This is a genomic window from Sphingomonas panaciterrae, from assembly GCF_036890205.1.
GTDB lineage: Bacteria > Pseudomonadota > Alphaproteobacteria > Sphingomonadales > Sphingomonadaceae > Sphingomonas > Sphingomonas panaciterrae.
The window spans coordinates 100,422-118,728 of record NZ_JAKNQR010000007.1 but is presented as its reverse complement, the minus strand read 5'-3'; the positions used below and the strand labels follow the sequence as shown (position 1 = coordinate 118,728).

Annotated in this window: 14 protein-coding genes; 9 read left to right on the top strand and 5 right to left on the bottom strand. The window is 69.1% G+C overall.

What is annotated here, in order from left to right:
• Positions 1-76: 76 nt before the first annotated feature.
• Entirely contained in the window at positions 77-1,276 is a 1,200-nt protein-coding gene (locus L8F96_RS15100) for an AAA family ATPase (RefSeq protein WP_136451875.1), read from the bottom strand.
• Positions 1,277-1,425: 149 nt separating this feature from the next.
• Here L8F96_RS15100 and L8F96_RS15095 point away from each other — a divergent pair, with 149 nt between their 5' ends.
• The 5 genes from L8F96_RS15095 (at position 1,426) to L8F96_RS15075 (ending at position 8,812) form a co-directional block, all read left to right on the top strand.
• Positions 1,426-1,704 carry a type II toxin-antitoxin system Phd/YefM family antitoxin gene (locus tag L8F96_RS15095; protein ID WP_334656482.1) on the top strand — a complete coding sequence of 93 codons (279 nt, stop codon included), beginning with the start codon at positions 1,426-1,428 and terminating at the stop codon, positions 1,702-1,704.
• Positions 1,701-2,030, top strand: a complete 330-nt coding sequence (locus L8F96_RS15090; RefSeq protein WP_334656481.1) for a type II toxin-antitoxin system RelE/ParE family toxin — start codon at positions 1,701-1,703, stop codon at positions 2,028-2,030. The genes L8F96_RS15095 and L8F96_RS15090 overlap by 4 nt, the downstream gene beginning before the upstream one ends.
• A gap of 13 nt (positions 2,031-2,043) precedes the next feature.
• Positions 2,044-3,291: a metallophosphoesterase family protein gene (locus L8F96_RS15085; RefSeq protein WP_334656480.1), complete on the top strand. Its 1,248-nt coding sequence runs from the start codon at positions 2,044-2,046 to the stop codon at positions 3,289-3,291.
• Positions 3,291-6,785, top strand: coding sequence for an AAA family ATPase (locus tag L8F96_RS15080; RefSeq protein WP_334656479.1), 3,495 nt, complete (start codon positions 3,291-3,293; stop codon positions 6,783-6,785). Before L8F96_RS15085 ends, L8F96_RS15080 begins: the two co-directional genes overlap by 1 nt.
• A 536-nt stretch (positions 6,786-7,321) precedes the next feature.
• Positions 7,322-8,812 (top strand): alginate export family protein, encoded by a 1,491-nt coding sequence (locus L8F96_RS15075; RefSeq protein WP_334656478.1) that lies wholly within the window; start codon positions 7,322-7,324, stop codon positions 8,810-8,812.
• Positions 8,813-8,829: 17 nt separating this feature from the next.
• On the opposite strand, the gene L8F96_RS15070 is transcribed toward L8F96_RS15075, so the two are convergent.
• Entirely contained in the window at positions 8,830-10,683 is a 1,854-nt protein-coding gene (locus L8F96_RS15070; protein ID WP_334656477.1) for a M14 family metallopeptidase, read from the bottom strand.
• Between the two features lie 166 nt (positions 10,684-10,849).
• On the opposite strand from L8F96_RS15070, the gene L8F96_RS15065 reads away from it, so the two are divergent.
• The 4 genes from L8F96_RS15065 to L8F96_RS15050 are packed head-to-tail and all read left to right on the top strand — an operon-like array spanning position 10,850 to position 16,324.
• The gene (locus tag L8F96_RS15065; protein ID WP_334656476.1) at positions 10,850-12,874 is read left to right on the top strand and encodes a TonB-dependent siderophore receptor; all 2,025 of its coding nucleotides are present in this window, start codon (positions 10,850-10,852) and stop codon (positions 12,872-12,874) included.
• An 11-nt stretch (positions 12,875-12,885) separates the two neighbouring features.
• On the top strand, positions 12,886-13,626 hold the full coding sequence (locus L8F96_RS15060) for an ABC transporter ATP-binding protein (protein ID WP_334656475.1): 741 nt from the start codon (positions 12,886-12,888) through the stop codon (positions 13,624-13,626).
• Entirely contained in the window at positions 13,623-15,077 is a 1,455-nt protein-coding gene (locus L8F96_RS15055) for an ABC transporter permease (RefSeq protein ID WP_334656474.1), read from the top strand. The genes L8F96_RS15060 and L8F96_RS15055 overlap by 4 nt, the downstream gene beginning before the upstream one ends.
• Positions 15,074-16,324, top strand: a complete 1,251-nt coding sequence (locus L8F96_RS15050) for a DUF3526 domain-containing protein (protein ID WP_334656473.1) — start codon at positions 15,074-15,076, stop codon at positions 16,322-16,324. The genes L8F96_RS15055 and L8F96_RS15050 overlap by 4 nt, the downstream gene beginning before the upstream one ends.
• Positions 16,325-16,339: 15 nt before the next feature.
• On the opposite strand, the gene L8F96_RS15045 is transcribed toward L8F96_RS15050, so the two are convergent.
• The 3 genes from L8F96_RS15045 to L8F96_RS15035 form a co-directional block, all read right to left on the bottom strand.
• The gene (locus tag L8F96_RS15045; protein ID WP_334656472.1) at positions 16,340-16,819 is read right to left on the bottom strand and encodes a DUF5694 domain-containing protein; all 480 of its coding nucleotides are present in this window, start codon (positions 16,817-16,819) and stop codon (positions 16,340-16,342) included.
• A gap of 68 nt (positions 16,820-16,887) precedes the next feature.
• Complete coding sequence (locus L8F96_RS15040) at positions 16,888-17,400, bottom strand: hypothetical protein (RefSeq protein ID WP_334656471.1); 513 nt, start codon at positions 17,398-17,400, stop codon at positions 16,888-16,890.
• A gap of 79 nt (positions 17,401-17,479) precedes the next feature.
• Entirely contained in the window at positions 17,480-18,136 is a 657-nt protein-coding gene (locus L8F96_RS15035; protein ID WP_334656470.1) for a YoaK family protein, read from the bottom strand.
• Positions 18,137-18,307: the final 171 nt, after the last annotated feature.

Sequence of the window (18,307 nt, the reverse complement as noted above, 5' to 3'; positions counted from 1 at the left end):
CTCCATCGCGCGGAACATAATGTGAACATTGAAAAGTAGGAAACCCCCTGCCGCGTGCGCCACCGAGGGTGCCGGGTCAGGCCGCGGCATGGATCACATCCTCCTCACGCGCAGGGGCGACGCGGCCCCAGCCCTGGCGGACGAGCTGCTCGATCTGCCCCATCGCCTCGTCAAGGTTGGCGCGGCAGCGCTTGTGCGTCTTGGGCGTGCCGATTGGGCGTTCCAGCTCATAGACGGTCATCATGCGCAGCGCGGCGTGGCTGATTTCCGCGCTGTCGAGGATCGGCACGGGGAGGAGGGCAGGGCCGAAGCTCTGTTCCATGATCGCGCGGACCATCGCGTGGCTGGGATCGTTCGAATCGAACTTCGAGCAGATCAGCCGGACGAAGCTGTAATCGACCGCAATGCCCGCGCTTTCCAGCTGGCGCAGCACTTGATCCATCATCGACAGGAATTGCACCGTCGAGCAGAAATCGGGGGTGGTGGCGGCAAGCGGCACGAGCAGCGCATTGGCCGCCTGCATCACCGCGAGGCTGATCGTGCCGAGCGCGGGCGGCGGATCGAGGATGACCACGTCATAATCCGCCGCCAGATCGATAAGCCCCTGTTTCAGCTTGCGAAAACGCGCCGCGAGAACCGATTGGCCGTCCGAGCCGGCGGCCGCCAGCTCATATTCGACGTCGAACAATTCGAGGTTCGAGGGGATGAGATCGACGTTGGGCCAGGGCGTTCGCTTCACCGCATAGCCGAGATCCGCCTGCGTCGGATCGATCGACAGATAGGGATAGAGCGTTTCTTCGCGGGTGATGTTGAAATGCGGGTTGAAGCCGAACAGTGTCGTCGTGGTCGCTTGGCTGTCGCAATCGACCACCAGCACGCGATAGCCCTGCACCGCGAAATAATGGGCAAGGTGCGTGGTGACGGTGGACTTGCCGACGCCGCCCTTGAAATTCTGCACCGCGATGATCGCCGGCATGTCGAGTGGCGCGCGCGCCGGGGAGGCGCCGAGCACCTGGCGCATGTGCAGCAGTTCCTCGACCGAATAGCCGAGGCGGCGGCCCTTTTCGCTGGCCGGGGGCGGGGGGAGGCGGCCGTCATCCTCCGCCATGCGGATGCGATTGGTGGAGCAGCCGAGCAGCGCGGCGGCCTCCGCAATGCCGAAGCGCACGTTGAGCCCCTTGCGGCTTTCCGGCAGGAACGCCTTGCGCCGAAGCCGCTCGATCATCCGCTCGCCAGCATCGGCGAGATCGCCGATCTGGCTGGTGATTGCATTCATGAAGTCACCCCGGCGCGCAATTGAAGCTTGTGCTGCGATGTGTGGCACAAATTACTTCAATTGCGCAACAAATATGCGGAAGGATGCTTCGGCACGCTTGCGGCTGGCGCGCGGGCGGACCATATTCGGACCGAATAAGGATAGGTGCCATGTCGCTAGCAGAGCAGATCAAGCCCGTCAGCTATCTCAAGGCCAATGCCGCCGAGCTGCTGCGCAGCATCGGGGAGGGGGGCGAGCCGGTGATCATCACCCAGAATGGCGAGGCCAAGGCGGTGCTTCAGGATGTCGCCGCCTATGAACGCACGCGCCAGACGATGGCGCTGCTGAAGCTGATGGCGCTGGGCACGCAGGATATCGCGGATGGGCGGACGGTGCCGGCGCGTGCGGCGATAGAGCGGTTGCGGCAGCGGCGCGACCCGGCGGCGTGAGCGAGCGCTACGACGTTGAACTGACCGCGGGCGCAGAAGGGGACCTGGAGGCGATCCATGGCTGGATCGCGGGGCAGGGGGGCGACGCGGCGGCGGACCGCTTCCTCGACCAGTTGTTGGAGCGGATCGAGCGGCTGGAGACGTTCCCGCTGCGCGGCGCAATGCTGCCCGAGCTGGAGCCGCTGGGGATGCGTGAGTTTCGCCAGATCATCGCCGCGCCCTATCGCATCGTCTATCGATTGTGGGAGCGGCGGGTCGTGATCGTGCTGATCGCGCATGGGCGGCGCGATTTCACGCAGCTGCTGGAAGAGCGGCTGCTGCGCTGATGGGAATTGCCGAATGACCGATTTCACCTTCATCCATGCGGCCGACATTCACCTCGACAGCCCGCTGGCCGGGCTGAGCCGCAAGGACGAGGCCTTTTCCGAGCTGGTGCGCGGGGCGACGCGGCGGGCGTTTTCCAACGTGGTCGACCTTGCCATCGCCGAGGAAGCGCGGTTCGTGGTGATCGCGGGCGACCTGTATGACGGGACGTGGAAGGACCAGGCGACCGGGCAGTTCGCGATCCGCGAGCTGGCGCGGCTGACGCGCGCCGGAATCCGCGCGGTGGTGCTGTTCGGCAATCACGATGCGGAAAGCCGGGTGTCGCGGCATTTCACCCCGCCCGAGGGGGTGTTCCTGCTGAGCAACCGGCAGTGCGAGACGGTGCGCTTCGATGATCTGGGGGTGGCGATCCACGGGCGAAGCTATCGCGAGGCGGCGACGACGGAGAATATCGCCGCGACATACTGCCCGCCGGAACGGGGCATGTTCAACATCGCCGCGCTTCACACCGCGCTCGACGGGCATGACGGCCATGCCAATTACGCGCCCTGCTCGCTGGGCGAATTGCAGGCGGCCGGGCATGATTATTGGGCGCTTGGCCATGTGCATGAGCCGGCGATCCGATCCGAACATCCGCATATCGTGTTTCCGGGCAACACCCAGGGGCGCAATGTGCGTGAGACGGGGGCCAAGGGGGCGATGCTGGTGCGCGTCGCCGACGGGGCGGTGCGATCGGTGGAGCATCGCGCGTGCGACGAGGCGCGCTGGGCACAGGTGGCGGCCGATGTGCGCGGGGCGGGCGATTATGCCGAGGCGCTGGGCGAGATCCGCCGGCTGCTGGGCGCGAGCGTGCGCGAGGCGGATGGACGCCCGCTGGCGGCGCGGGTGACGGTGACGGCCGATGGCGCGGTGGGGCGGCGGATGCGCGCCGACCCGGCCTGGGCGGAAGGCGAGGTGCGCGCGACGGCGGCGGGCGTATCGGGCGATTTGTGGATCGAGAAGGTGCGGCTGGCGACCGATGACACGGTGCCGATGGGCCTGCCGCCCGAGCTGGTGCAATTGCTGGAGGAGGCGCTGAACGATCCCGATTGCGCGCGCGCGGTGGCGGCGGCGACCGCGCCGCTGGTGGCGAAGCTGCCCGCCGATGTGGGCGACGCGGACATTGCGCCGCTGGTGACGGCGGCGCGGGCGGGGGATTCGGCGGCGCTGCTGGGCGCGGCGCGTGCGGCGGTGGCGGCGCGGCTGGGCGAGGGGGAGGATTGATGCGCTTCCGGCAGATCGAACTGATCCGCTACGGCGGCTTTGCCGACCGATTGCTCGATTTCGGGGACGGCGCGGGGGAGGGCGACCTTCACCTGATCGTCGGGCCGAACGAGGCGGGGAAATCGACCACACTGCACGCGATCGGCGATTTCCTGTTCGGGATTGCCGGGCAGACCGCGCAAGGCTGGCGGTTCGGCTATGGCGATTTGCGCATCCGCGGGCTGATCGAGGCGGAGGGGCGCACGATCGAAGCGGTGCGGCGAAAGGGGAGCAAGGATACACTGCTTCACCCCGCGACCGGGGCGGCGCTGCCCGGCGACGTGCTGGCGCCATTGCTGGCGGGGGTCTACCGGACGGCGTTCGAGCGGATGTTCGGGCTGGACCACCAACGGCTGCGTGAGGGCGGCGAGGCAATCCTGCGCGGGCGCGACGATGCGGCGCAGATCACGCTGGAGGCGGGCACCGGGACCGCCGGGATCGGGCAGGTGCTGGATGCGCTGAGCGGCGAGGCGGCCGAACTGTTCAAGCCGAGCGCGTCGAAGCCGGTCGTCAACAAGCTGATGGCCGAGCGTGCCGAGGCGCTGAAGCGGGTGCGCGAGGCGAGCATCGGCGAACGCGACTGGGGCGAGGAGAAGCAGCGGCGCGCGGCGGCGGAGGAACGCCGCGCCGCGCTGCTGGCTGAGAATGACGCGCTGACGCGCGAGGAAACGCGGCTCGACCGCATCCGCCGGGCGCGCGCGCCACTGAGCCGGCGGGCGAGCGCCGCGGCGGCGCTGGCGGCGCTGGGGCCGATGCCAGACCTGCCGGCGGATGCGGGCGACGCGCTGGGGCGGGCGCGCGGCGACCGGCGGACGGCCGAGGCGCTGGAAATGCAGCTGCAGGGTGACCTTGACCGCAACGCGCAGCAGATCGCCGCGATCGCGGTCGCGGGCGACGTGCTGGCGCTCGACACGCGGATCGCCGCGCTGGAGGAACAGCGGCCAGTGATCGACAAGGCGGCGGGCGACTTGCCGCGGCGGATCGCACGGCGCGAGGAGATCGATGCGCGGCTGGCGAGCGCGCGGGCGGAGGCGGGGCTGGCGCCCGACGCGCCACTGCCGGGCGCGGTGTGGCGGCGGCGGGCGGCGGCCTATCTGCAGGAGCGGCGTGAGGCGGCGGCGGCGGCGAGCGAGGCGGCCAGGCGCCGCGCGGACCTCAACCAGCGGGTGGAGGAGCTGACGCGTGACCGGGCGGCGCTGCCCACCGCGGTTGATACCCAGGCGCTGGAGGCGGCGCTGGCAGCGATGCCGGCCGATGCGGCGGGCGAGCAGAAGCGTGCGACGGCGGATCATGCCCGGCGGCTGGCGCGGGCGGCGGAGCAACTGGCGTTGCTGGCGCCGTGGCAGGGCGAGCCGGCGGCGCTGGCGGCGATGGCCTTGCCGGCGCCCTCCACCGCGGCGACGATCGCACGCGCCATCGCCGAGGCGCGCGAACAAGCGCAGGTGGCGCGGCGCGAGGGCGATGCGCAGGAGGCGGAGCGAATCCGCGCCGAGGGCCGGATCGCGGCGCTGGCGGCGGGGGAGGATCTGCCCACGGGCGAGGCGATCCAGGCGGCGCGCGCGGCGCGCGATGCGCTGGTCGCGGATCTGCTGGCGGGGAAGGGCGTGGCGGCCGAGGCGATGCGCGCGGCGGTGACGCAGGCCGATGCGCTGGCCGACCGGCGCAATGCGCAGGCCGCGCGAATGGCGGATCATGCCGCGGCGGTGGCGGCGCGCGACCTGGCGGTGGCGCTGCGCGATGCGGCGCTGGCGCGGATCGCGCGGGCGGAGCAGGATCGTGCGGCTCAGGAAGCGGAATGGGCCGCGCTGCTGGAGCCGCTGGGCTTTGCCGTGCCGGTGCCGGCGGCCGACTGGCCAGCCTGGGTGGAGCGGCGCGCGCAGGCGCTAGTGGCGCGGCGCGAGGCGGACGAGGCGGGCGAGGCGTTGGCCGCGCTGGAGGCGCAGGCGCAGGCGGCGGCGGATGCCGTGGTCGCGGCGCTGCGCGCGATCGGGGCCGAGCCGCCGGCCGACCCGGCGATGCTGGCGGCGAGCGCGCAGGCGCGGGTGCGCGAGGCGATCGCGGCGGCATCGGCGCGGGCCGAGCTGGAGAAGGCGTTGGCGCGGGCGACCGCGGAACTGGCGGCGGCGGAGCGGGACGATGCCGCGACGGCGTCGGACACGGAGACTCAATCCGATGCCGGTGCGGTTCAGGGCGCAGGGCGTGATGGGGGGCGGCTTGGCGACTTGCTGCGCGAGGCCGGCTTGCTTCGCGGGGATCAACAGCCAGCCGCTGGCGTGGAGGCGCTGGCCGATGCGCTGGCCGCGATCGAGGGGGTGGCGGAAGAGCTGACCAGCCGCGCCGATGTGGTGCGGCAGATCGCCGGGATGGAAGCGGACGCGCGCGCCTTCGCCGAGGAAACGGCGGCGGTGCTGGCGGCGTTGGGGCGGAGCAGCGCGGAGCCGGCAACGCGGATCGTTGCGGCGCTGGCGGCGGAATGGCGCCGCGCGGAGGGCGCGCGCGAGCGGCTTGCCGGGCTTACCGCCGAACGCGATCGGCTGAGCAGCGAAAAGGACAAGGCGGCGGCGCAGTGGCTGGCGGCGGCGCGGGTGATTGATGGCTTGCGCGAACGGATCGGCGCCGATGACGAGGCGGCGCTGGATGCGGCCGTGGCGGCGGCGGGCGAGCGGGCGCGGCTGATCGCCACGATCCGCGAGGCGGAGGCGGAGCTTGCCGGCCTCGCCGGGCCGGACGGGCTCGACGCGCTGGCCGCCGAGGTGGCGGCGCTGTCCCCCGAGGAGGAGGCGATTGCACAGGCCAGCCTGACCGAGCGGCGCGCCGACGTCGCCGCCGCGCGCGAGGAAGTGGGCCGCGCGCTGGCCGAGGCGGAGGCGGCGTTCGCGCGCGCGGCGCAGGACAGCAGCGCGGCGGACGCGCAGCAGATCGTCGCCGACAGCGCGGCGGCGATGGGCGCGGCGGCGGAGGCGCATGTCGAGGCGGTGGCGGCCGCGGCGCTGCTTCGCTGGGTGCTCGACCGCCATCGCCAGCAGAACCAGGCGCCGCTGATCGACCGCGCGGGCACGCTGTTCGCGACGGTGACGGCGGGGGCGTTCGCGGGGCTTGGCGTCGACTATGACGACCAGGACCGGCCCGCGATCCGCGCGATCCGGGCCGGGGGCACGGCGGTCGGCGTCGAGGCGCTGTCGGAGGGGACGCGCGACCAATTGTACCTGGCGCTGCGGCTGGGCGCGATCGAGACCGGGCAGCACGCGCTTCCGATCGTGTGCGACGATCTGCTGATCACCGCCGATGACGAACGCGCGGCGGCGATGCTTCGCGTGCTGGCGGTGGCGGCGCGGCGTAACCAGGTGCTGCTGTTCACACACCATGCGCACCTGATCGACGTGGCGCGCAGCGCGCTGGGCGAGGGCGGCTTCCGGCTACACCGGCTCGAGCCCGCGGCGCTGGCGGCGGCGTGAGGCTGCGGGGGGCACGCTTTTGCGTGGCGTCATCGCGGGGCCGTCCTAGAGGGCGGTGATGGTGATGAATGTCGCGACCGCTGGCGCCGTATCTGCTGCTGCTCGGCCCAGAGCGTGAGCGGAAAGAGCAGGAGCCGGCTCATCACTTCGTAACGAAGCGCCTCGAGCGCGTTGCGCCACTTCATGAAGTTCATGGCGGCATTCCGGGTCGCACTTTCACCCCTGCAATGGCTGGACGGCAACGACGGAGGCGCGGCTCGTCGGGGGGGGAGCGCGCCGGGTAGGTAATTGTCACGATAGGGCGCCGGAAGAGGGGGATTTATCGATCTGCTGCCGGAGCAATTGGGCACAGCTGTCGGACTACTCACTTGGGCATGGGGGACCGAGCGTTGGATTTGCCACCACCTCCCGTCTTGGTGCCAGCGGTGCAGGAGGCGCCGGCCGCCTCCCAGCCAGCCGCCTCCCAACCACCCACATCCCAACCACCCACATCCCAGGCAGCGGAACCCAGGCCCGAGCGCACCCTGGGCCACGACGTGCCTGCGGCCCGGGCCGACGGCATCCAGGTGATCGAAGGCTCGGTGCGCCGGTCGGGTACGACGACGTTGCCGCAGGCGGGACCGTCGGGGCTGCGCAGCGGCCAGATCGCCACCTCCGCCGCGCAGCAGAGGCCGATCACCGATATCTATGACCGCGATGGGCTGCATGTGCGCTGGTACCTGCAGAGCGGGCTCAATTACGATATCGAGAACAACCTGTTCTGGAACCTCGCCTCGGTCTTCTCGCCGCAGTCGCGGTTCAATTCGGACGAGAACTGGCTGGAGGGCTATGCCAAGCCGGGCGTCGGGTTCGACAAGACCTTTGCCGATGGCGCGATATTCTATGGCAAGATTTCCGCCGTTGCCTCGCGTACCTGGGGGACCGATGCGTTCGATTCACGCAACCAGGGCGCGATCACGCTGGAGGAAGGCTATCTGGGGTTCCGCACCGGGGGGGCGGGGGCGAAGTTCGACCTGTCGGTCGGCCCGCGCGAGCTGACGCTGGGCAGCGGGATGCTGATCGCCAATGGCGGGGTGAACGGGTTCGAGCGCGGGGCGCTGAAATTCGGGCCGCGCAAGGCTTGGAAAAAGGCGGCGATCGGGCGGATCATCAACGGGCGCCAGACGATCACCGGCTATTTCATCGAGCCGCGCGAATTGCCGTCGAACAATGGGCGCAACCAGCTGGCCGGGGTCGATTTCCGCTATGATGCGCCGAACGAGGATTTCCTCGGCTTCACCTATATCAACGTGTTGCGATCGGAATCGCCGTACATCCGCGCCGCGCCCGGCGGGGTCGGGGAGCCGACGATCATCCCCGACGGGCGCGACCAGACCAATGTGGTGAACCTGTATTTCCGCGGCAGCCGCGACACGGGGCCGCTGCGCAACTGGTTCATCACCGGCGACGCCGCCTATCAGTGGAACAACCGGATCAACATGTCCGCCTGGGCCGCGCGCGGGCAGATCGGCTACAAGTTCGCCGACACGCCGTGGACGCCGACGCTGATCTACACCGCCAAATATTTCTCTGGCGACAATCCCGATACGCCCAAGCTGGAGCGGTTCGACCCGCTTTACTACGAAGGATCACCCGGCATCTGGGCGACGGGGGCGGAATCGTCGATGGTGTTCATCAACACCAATGTGAAGGCGCTGGAGTTCAGCGGCGCGGTGCAGCCGTCGCAGAAGATCACCGTCACGCTGCGCTATTCCTATATCGCCGCCGCGCAGCTCGACAGCCCGCTGCAGTTCGGACAGGCAACGCGCTTCGTGCGGACGCCGAGCGGGTATAATCTGGTCGACGGGGTGACCAGGTCGCACCTCTCGGACGATTTTTTCCTGGAATATAACCAGATCCTGACCAGCAACATGTTCCTGACGATCGGGCTGGCCGCGTCCTTCCCGGGCGCGGGGATCAAGGCGGCGATCCCGGGCAAGGCGCCGACCTGGACCGGCGCCTTTGCCAATGTGGTGATCAATTTCTGAGCGGTGTCCGCGGCGGATCACGGTTCGCGGCGGATCGGATAGAGCGCGTGGAAGGGGTCGCGCGGAGACCCCTGGTCCAGCACCCAGGCGAGCCGGGCATCGGGATCGTTCGCGAACATGGGATCTGTTCGCAGCTTCGCGGAGAAGCGGTCGCGCAAGGGGCGATCGTTGGCGAGCAGCGCTTCGGCGCTTGGCACCAAGACGAACGCCTCGCCGCCTGGCGCGGTGGAGAGCAATTCCGGGAAGAAGCCCCAGGCAAGAAAGGAGTCCTGGCTTTCGGGTTCGAGCAGGGCGGCGGCGAGCAGGCCGAGCGGCTGATCGACGGGTACGCGGATGCTGCCGGACGGCATAGTCTCACGGATCTGCTCATGCACCAGGTCGGGGGCGGCGAGCGGGATGCGGCCGTCGGTGGCCGGCTTGCTGTGCGGCGAGACGAGCCCCACGCGATCGAGGGTCAGTGTCCGCGGTTCATCAAGCACCTCGTAGCGGATGCCATGGAGCTGCAGCCGGTCGATCACCTCGGCCTGCGCGGGCGGGATCCACCAGGCGCGGGGCAGCGTGACGCGCTGCGTTGCCTCTTGCCCGATGATCGGCATGCGAAAGGTGATCGGGCGCGCCAGCCAGCGTTGTTCGTCGCGGCCCGTCACCGGCGACCGGTAGGTGTCGAAGGCGACCCCCTTGAACTGGTCGACCCAGCCGATCGGCGCAGCGGCGGGCTGCCACTTCGTCAGGAGGGTGCGGGGGCGGCTGGCACGGTCGCGCGCCTTGGCGGCCACGATCCGCGGCGCCTCTGCGTCGGCGAGGCGGATCGCTTCTTCCAGCAGCACATACGTGCCCAGCACGCGCTGACGATATGGCTTCAGCATGTGGTTTTCGACGAGCACCGTCGGCACGCCAATGAAGTCGCCATAGCCAGTCGAATAGCGTGGTCCCTCGGGAGCATAGCGGATGCCCTTCGCCGGATCGCGCGTGTCGATCGGACTGGGGTAGATGGCGGGGACGTGACCGGCCCGTTCCAGCGCCGCGGTCACCGCCGGGCCGAAGCGATCCTCCAGCCAGTCAGCGGTGGCGCGATGGCGCGCGTAGCGACCCCAGCCGGCATAAGTGAAGGTGATGTCATATTGCATGTCGAAGCCGTCGCTGACGTGGCAATCGACGTAGAGGATCGGATCGAAGCGCCGCAGCAACGTGATGATGGCGCGCGTTTCGGGGGCGTCCGCCTTGGCATAATCGCGGTTCAGATTGATGTTGCGGGCGTTGCGCTGATAGCCCTTCTGATCCGGGCCGCGCAGCGCGGGGAAGTTCCACGCGCTGGTCCGTTCGTGACCATCGATATTGAGGATCGGCACGAAGACGAGGTCCACCCGATCGAGCAGGTGGGCCTTTCCCCCCATCGCTATGTCCCGGAGCAGCATCAGCCCGGCATCCTTGCCGTCGATCTCGCCGGCGTGGATGCCCGCTTGCACGAGGACGACGGGGCGCCGCGTCCCGCCCTTGCTGGCGCGGACGAACACCAGATCGCGGCCTTCGCTCGTCGTGCCGAACGTCTCGACCGAGATCAGTGGCGAGGCGGCGGCGAGCCGGTCGAGCCACGCGCGGACCTCCGCATAGCCCGCGGTGGTGGCAAAGCCCGCGCGTTCGGCGGGGGTGATCCACGGATGGTCGGCCGCGACGACCAGCCGCTCGCTTGCGCCAGTCCACGGCAGCGCCGGCGGCAGGACCGGTCGGGCGGGAGAGGGCGAGGGGGCGGCGGGGACGGTGGCGGCGGCCGGTGCGGTTGGAGTGGCCGGGGCCGAGGTTGGGACCGGAGTAGGGGTTGGCGAGTGCGAAGCGGTCAATGCCGTTGCTGCGGCGAGAAGGAGCGGAAGCACAAACGATCCTTGTGATGTGATGTTGCAACATTCCAGTTGCGCCTTATGCCAGAGCCTCTATGGAATGTTGCAACATAACTCAACCAAGCGGTGGTTCGTGATCGGTGTGTGGGGAATTTCGACGATCGTGCCGTGCCGGACGGATCGGGCAAGGGCCGGAGCGTTCATGCTGGCCGCTGCCGGCATAGGGGCGGCAGTGGGGGTGGGGGTTGCCCGGGCCGAAACGGGCGAGTCCGACATCGTGGTGCTGGGCACGCGAACCAGCGTCGACCGGACGCGGTCGTCCGACACGGTGACGGAGCGGATGTCGCAATCGAGCCGATCGGTCGAGCGCGACATTCTGGACGCGGCGGGCACCTATCGGCTCAGCGACGCACTCGAGCTGGTGAGCGGGTTCAGCCAGCAGAACAACCGCGGCGGTGTGATCGACAATTTCGCGGTGCGCGGCTTTCTCGGAACGCCGGATGGGGGCGCCGAATATTATGTGAACGGCTTTCTCGCCAATCGCGGCATGGCCCCTCCGCGTGACCCGGCGACGACCGAACGGATCGAAGTGCTGAAGGGGCCGGCCGGTGCGCTGTTCGGCGATGTTGATCCGGGCGGGCGGGTGAACATCGTGACCAAGGCACCGCGCTTCACGCCGCACGCCAATGCCTCGATCAGCTATGGCTCGTTCGACACGCGCCGGATCGAGGTGGATGCCACCGGGCCGCTGACCGATACGCTGGCGGGCCGCATCGTCGTGGCGGCGGAGGATAGCGACGGGTGGCGCGATCACGTCACGATCAATCGCCGCATCGTCTCGCCATCGCTGACGTGGCAGCCAAGCGATGCGGTGCGCCTGACCTATATCGGCGAGTTCAGCCGTTTCGACACGCCATTCGATCGGGGCATTCCGGCGATCGGCGGTGACGCCAACGCGCTGCCGCGATCGAACTGGTATGGCGAGCCATCGAACGGCCTCACCCGATCGAGGAACGACCAGCATGAGTTCACCGGACTTGCGCAACTGAGTGACCAGTGGACGCTGAACGGCGGCGTGGTGTGGCGCACCGGGACATTGAAGGGCCTGTCGGCCGATCAGTCGCGTATCGAGGGAAGTGCGCTGTGGCGCCAGCGGCGGTCGCGCGACTTCAGCGTGAAGGACGTGTCCGCCCGTCTGGAACTGGCCGGAACGATTGGCCGGCATCGGGTCAGCATCGGCATCAAGGGCTATACATTCGACTATGGCGAGCGCTGGCTGCGGATCAATCCGTCGGCGGCTGCGCCTTATGCCGTGGACCTGTTCAACCCGGTGTATGGCGCGGTCGCGGCGCCGCTGCGCCCGTTCACCAACAACGACGAAAGCCGCTGGGTCGGCACGTTCTACGTCCAGGACATGTGGGACGTCACCGACCGGCTGACGCTGGTCGGCGGCGCGCGGATCGATCCGTACCGGCAGAAGATCGTCAACAACAACACCGGGATCACCGGCCGCACCATCGACGAGCCGGTGAATTTCCGGCTGGGCGGCCGGTATCAGGTCAGCGAGGCGATCGCGGTTCATGCGAACTGGGGCGAGAGCTTCTCGCTCAACACCGGCACCGACAGCAGCGGGGCCGGGTTCGGGCCGGAATCGGGGCGCGGCTATGAACTGGGGGTCGCGGCCAAGCTGCCCGGCATCGACGTGGCCGCCACATGGTTCGACATTCGCAAGACCGACATCCTGACGACCGATCCGAACAACGCGAACTTCCTGGCGCCGGTCGGCAGTATCGTCAGCCGCGGGATCGAACTGGATGCCTCGGCACGGCTCGGTCGAGGCTGGCAGATCGTCGCCAATTATGCCTGGCTCGACGCCAAGGCGGACGATGCCGCTTTCCCCACGCCCGAGGTGCTCAACGTGGCGGCGCATTCGGGCACCTTGCTGGTCGTCCATCGCATCCCGTCGCGACGCGGCGAGTGGCAGGTGAGCGGCGGCGTTGCCTATGTCGGCGATCGCACCGGCGCGGTGACGCAAGATCCCGTCATCTTGCCCGGTTATGTGAAGGCGAAAGCGGCCGTCGAGGCGCCGCTGACCCAAAAATTGCGCCTTCGGGTGGAGGCCGACAACCTCTTCGACACGCGGTACGCCGCCAGCTCCTACAGCGCGCTCTGGATCTATCCCGGTGCGCCGCGAACCGTGCGCGCCTCGCTGCGCCTCGACATCTGAGGAAGAACCCCATGGACCGGAGCGGCACCCCGCCAATCCTCATCGACGACCTGACCGTCGGCTATGGCGAGCAACGCGTGCTCGACCGGCTGTCGCTGCGGGTGCCCGCGGGCAGCATTACCGCGCTGCTGGGTGGCAATGGCGCGGGCAAGTCGACGACGCTGGCGACATTGCTCGGCTTCGTGCGTGCCCAGTCGGGGACGGTGCTGGTCGCCGGCATCGACCCGGGGACGAACCCGGACGCTGCGCGGCGGCGGATGGCCTATCTGCCGGAGAATGTCGCGCTCTACGAGCATCTCAGCGCGGTCGAGAATGCGGACTATCTTCTCGCCCTGTCGGATGAGCGCAAGGAGCGTGGCGCGATTACCGAGGCGCTGGCCGCGGCGGGGCTGCAGCAGCGCGCCTGGGACCAGCGGCTGAGCGGCTTTTCCAAGGGGATGCGCCAGAAGGTGGCAATTGCGGTCGCGCTGCTGCGGGACGTGCCGGTGCTGCTGCTGGACGAGCCGACGTCGGGTCTGGATCCGCGCGCGACGGCTGATTTCAACGCACTGGTGCAGGCAGTGCGCGACCGGGGAACGGCCGTGCTGATGGTGACGCACGATCTGCTCTCCGCAGCCGACGTGGCCGATCGGATCGGCTTCCTGGAGGCGGGGCGGATCACCGACGACGCGGAGGCCCGCGGCCCGCAGCGCTTCGACGTGCGCGCGCTGCATGCGCGTTTCGCTGCGGGAACGAAGGGGCAGGCGGCATGAAGCACATCCGGCTGATTGCGACCGACGAACTGCGCCTCATGGCGCGCAACCGCGTCGCCATCATCGCCGTCGGCCTGTTCGTTCTGCTGACGATCGTGGCGGTGCTCAGCGCCTGGTCGCACCAGCGCGCCAACGCGGAGCTTCGCGCGCGTCACCAGCATCAGGCGGAACATGCGTTCGACGCGCAGCCCGACCGTCACCCGCACCGCGTGGTGCATTATGGCCATTTCATCTTCCGCCCGCTCGGCCCGCTCGCCGCCTTCGATCCGGGCGTCGATGCCTTTACCGGGAGCAGCATGTTTCTGGAGGGGCACCGCCAGAACACCGCCAATTTCGGTGATGTGCGGCAGAGCTCGATGCTGATCCGCTTCGGGCAGCTGACCCCCGCCTTCGTGCTTCAGGTCGTCGCGCCGTTGCTGCTGATCTTCCTCGGCTTTGGCGCTGTCGCGCGTGAGACGGAGCGCGGGACCATCCGGCTGTTGATGCTGCAAGGCGTGTCCGGCGCACAGATCGTCGGCGGCAAGCTGCTGGCACTGGGCGCGGTCGCCATCCTCGCCGGTGCGCCGGCGATGATCGGCTTCCTCGCGATCGCCGGGCAGCCTGGTGCGCTGATGCTGCCGATCGCCGCCATCGCGCTTGGCTATGCCGCGTATCTCGCGCTGTGGGTGGTGATGATCGTGCTGGTATCGACGCTGGTGCGACGCAGCCGCGAAGCCTTGCTTGTGCTGATTGCTTTATGGGCTGTCACCGTTGTCCTGCTGCCGCGCCTCGCGCCCGATGTCGCCACGGCCGCCATCCCTCTACAGAACCGCCTCCAGACCGACGTGGCGATCGCGCGCGACCTGCGGCGGATGGGGGACAGCCATAATCCTGACGACCCCCATTTCGCCGCGTTCAAAGCCGATGTGCTGAAGCGATACGGCGTTGAGCGGGTCGAGGAGCTGCCGGTCAATTACAAGGGATTGCTGGCGCTGGAGGGGGAGCGGCTGACCGCCGGCCTTTTCGACCTGTATGCCGACGAGAACCATGACGCGCAGCAGCGGCAGAACCAATTGGTCCGCGCGATCGGCATGGTCAGCCCGGCGATCGCGCTCCGCTCACTCTCGATGGCGGCGGCCGGCACCGATTTCGCGGGGCATCGCCGCTTTCTCGAACAGGCGGAGGACTATCGCTACGCGCTCGTCCAGCGGCTGAACCGGATGCAGGCGCAGGGGGTCAGCTACGGCGACGACACGGCAACAGACCCGGGTGCTGACCAGCGCAAGCGCGTGGCGGCGAGCAACTGGGGCCAAATACCCGACTTCGCCTATCGACCGCCCCGTGGCGGCGCGCTCGCCGCCGGGGCGGTGCCGGGAGTGATCGTGATTTTGGCCTGGCTCATCATCGCCGCTCTGTTGCTCTCAAGAAGGGCGAGCCGCCTGGGCGTAGTGCGGCCGGGAGCGGCGCGATGAACCTTTGGATGCAGGAACTTCGCCTGCTGGTCCGTGCGCGGCTGATCCTCGTCACCCTGGCGTTGCTGGCCGCACTGTCGGTGGCGGCGGTGGCTGCGGGCATGGCGGAGGTGGAGCGTCAGCGCGCTGCGATTGCCGCTGTGCCCGCGGCGCAGGCGGAGGACATCGCTGCCGTCGTCGACTATGTCGGGCGCAGCCGGGATGCCGGAAGTGCGGCTTATTACAGTTTCCATCCGACCTGGGATTCGCCGTCGCCGCTCGCCTTCGCCGCGTTGGGGATGCGCGATGTGTCCCCTTTTATCCTGCGCGTCAGGGCGCTGGGGCTGGAAGCGCAAATTTACGACGGCGATGTCTTCAACCCCGAGCTGGCGCTGCCCGGCCGGTTCGATTTCTCCTTCGTGCTGGTGTTTCTGGCGCCGCTGTTCGTCATCGCGCTGTTCCACGATCTGACGTCCGCGGAGCGGGAGAGCGGGCGCTGGCGCACGCTGGCGGCGTTGCCGCGCGGCGGTGCCGGGCTGATGCGGCGGCGAAGGGTGCTGCGGCTGGTGCTGCTCTGGGCTGCGCTGGCCATACCCTTTACGATCGGCGCGCTGCTATCGGGCGTGGGCGGCGGGACGATCCTGCTGATCCTGGTGGTCATTGCCGCCTATCTCTTGTTCTGGATCGGTCTTGCCGCGCTGGTGGGGCGGCTTCGATGGAGCTCGGCCGTCAATGCCGCGACGCTGGCCGCTAGCTGGCTGGTGCTGGTGCTGGTCGCGCCCACGCTGGCGCATGTCGCGATCAACCGCGCGCTGCCGATCAGCCAGGGTGCGGAGATCGCGCTGGCCCAGCGCGAACGGGTGAACCATGCCTGGGATATCCCCCGCGAGGAGACGATGCGCCGCTTCTATGCGCGACATCCGCAATGGGCCATGTCGGCGCCGCTGGGCGCGCCGTTCCACTACAAATGGTATTTCGCCTTTCATCAGAACGGCGATGAGGACGTCGCCGATCAGGTGCGCGCCTATCGCGAAGGGCTGGAGCAGCGCGATGCTGCCGCGCGAACGCTCGGCTGGATCATGCCCCCTGCCGGTGTGCAAACGCTGCTGACGCGGCTGGCAGCGACGGATCTGACCGCGCAACTGGCGTATCAGGACCGGATCCGCAGCTTTCACCGGCAATTGCGCGAATTCTACTACGACTATCTGTTCAACGATCGCCCGTTCGATGCTGATGATTTTGCCCGAGCGCCGAGGTTCAAGGGATAGGCGCCCCCCCGTCGATCAGCGCAGCACCGCCGCCGCGTCGGCCAGCCGCACGTCGTGCATCAGGTTCAGATAGGCGTCGACATAGCCCTTGTGCGAGGCGCCGACGATGGTGAGGAGGCGGGTGCCGGGCTGGCGCGCGAGCACGTCGCGGATGTTGGCCACCATGCGCAGGTTGCGCGTTTCCCAATAGCCGACATAGCGGCGGCCAAAGCCCTGCGGCGAGGGTTCGACCAGGGCGGCGCCGAAATCGGCCTCATAAGCGAGCGTCGGGGTCTGCGGATCGTTGAGCGCCCGGTACATCGCCAGCAAGCCGTCGGGCTGCGTCAGCCGGGCCTCATGCTGCTGATCCTGCGCGCGCTGCGCCCTGGCGGCGGGATTGTCCCACGCGCGCATGATCGCTGCCTCTGCTGCCGCGCGATCGGTGGGCTCCGGCGTGTCGGCGGAATGATCGTCGATGCTCCATAAACGTTCATGGCCGAGCCGCGCGGCCAGCACCGCGGCGATCCAGTAATTCTCGTCGCGCCGGCCCTTCAGCGCGGCGAGCGTTGTTGCGAGGTCCGCCGTCAGCCCGTCGCCGGCGCGCTGTTCCGCGGTGGGCAGGCGGAGCCACTGGACCAGCGCGGAGGCTGGCTCCCCCGCGGCGAGCAGGATGGCCGCGAGGTGGCGGCGCTGTCCGGCGGTCGGCTTGGCCGGCCAGGCGGCGGGGCGGTGTCGGTGTCGGTGTCGGTGTCGGTGTCGGGGCAATAGCTCTCCACCGTATCGGCATAGCGCGCAGGATGGCGGCGCAGGCTGTCGCATTGCAGGCCGGAGAGCGATTCCGTGGCGATGGCGGTCGGCTGCCAGCGGGCCAGCCGGTCGAGCAAGGGCGACAGCTGGGCCGGGCGGAAGCCGTCGCCAAGACCCGACAGATGCACGGTGCCGAGCACCAGTACCTCGTTGGGCGCGCCGGCAGGCGGGCCCTTCAGCTGATCGGGGCGGAAGGCCGGGCGGTAGTCGCCCGGCGCGGCGGCGGACGTGGTGGTGGCGCCGGTCAGCGCCATCGCGGCAGCCAGCGTGCCCGGTAGCAGGCGTCGCATCATCCCCTCCCTGTCCTGTGTCCCGGAGCCGATGCTAGTGGCACTGTATTATTCGGTCAACACACCCGGGCGGCGGTGCTCAGCGTGCGGCGCGGGTCTCGTCGCCCATCAGCCAGAAGGTCAGCGCGGAGAGGATCGCGGCGGTGGCGGCGGCGCACCAGAGGGCGGCGTTGGGGGACCAGATAAAGGCGCTCGCCCCCGCGATGCCGCCCAGCACCAGCGATAGCCACAACAGGAAATAGGACAGCCACTCCCGGTCGCACGTACCGCGCAGGAGGTCGGCGAGCCGGTGTCCGAGCTTCACCAGCGTGCCGGTCATGTAGGTGACGCCGATCCCCACCTCCCCATCGCGGCGGAAGATCGCATTCGCGCTGCCCATGGCGACGCACAGGAAGCCGACCGCGACGCGGTGGCGCCCGGCGCTGTCGATCGCGGCGGCCACGACCAGCAGCAGGGTGACCGTAAGGGTGGCGGCGAACTTGCGGTGGTGCGCTGGCGCGCTTTCGCCGATCAGGACGTTGAAGATAACGCCGGCGACGAACAGCGCGACGAGCGTGGCGGCCGCGACGGCGATCGTCAGCGATTGAGTGACGCCGATCGACAGGCGGGTGGAATTGCCGCTCATGAACGAGACGAACAGCCCGCCGGATCTAAGGAAGCCGATCGCATCGACCGCGCCGGCAAGCATGGCGTAGCCCATCGCCAGGATGCGCAGGTTTCGGCCATATCGCAGCATCGCTGCCCTCCAATGCGGCGCGCGGGGGGGATGCCGCCGATCAGCCCGCGCCGCACCCTAGAGCGCGCTGCGCCAAGCGCAATCGGGGCCCTCCAGGGGCAACATGGGAGGTGCGATCTGATCCAGGTTACGCAGAAAACGGCGCGTACGTTCCGCGGCGGTAACGACTTA

Excerpts from the sequence above, each read along its gene's own strand:
- L8F96_RS15085 (WP_334656480.1), top strand. The coding sequence starts at position 2,044 with ATGACCGATTTCACCTTCATCCATGCGGCCGACATTCACCTCGACAGC.
- L8F96_RS15080 (WP_334656479.1), top strand. The coding sequence starts at position 3,291 with ATGCGCTTCCGGCAGATCGAACTGATCCGCTACGGCGGCTTTGCCGAC.
- L8F96_RS15055 (WP_334656474.1), top strand. The coding sequence starts at position 13,623 with ATGAAGCACATCCGGCTGATTGCGACCGACGAACTGCGCCTCATGGCG.
- L8F96_RS15095 (WP_334656482.1), top strand. The coding sequence starts at position 1,426 with ATGTCGCTAGCAGAGCAGATCAAGCCCGTCAGCTATCTCAAGGCCAAT.
- L8F96_RS15100 (WP_136451875.1), bottom strand. The coding sequence starts at position 1,276 with ATGAATGCAATCACCAGCCAGATCGGCGATCTCGCCGATGCTGGCGAG.
- L8F96_RS15035 (WP_334656470.1), bottom strand. The coding sequence starts at position 18,136 with ATGCTGCGATATGGCCGAAACCTGCGCATCCTGGCGATGGGCTACGCC.
- L8F96_RS15060 (WP_334656475.1), top strand. The coding sequence starts at position 12,886 with ATGGACCGGAGCGGCACCCCGCCAATCCTCATCGACGACCTGACCGTC.
- L8F96_RS15040 (WP_334656471.1), bottom strand. The coding sequence starts at position 17,400 with ATGCGACGCCTGCTACCGGGCACGCTGGCTGCCGCGATGGCGCTGACC.
- L8F96_RS15065 (WP_334656476.1), top strand. The coding sequence starts at position 10,850 with ATGCTGGCCGCTGCCGGCATAGGGGCGGCAGTGGGGGTGGGGGTTGCC.
- L8F96_RS15050 (WP_334656473.1), top strand. The coding sequence starts at position 15,074 with ATGAACCTTTGGATGCAGGAACTTCGCCTGCTGGTCCGTGCGCGGCTG.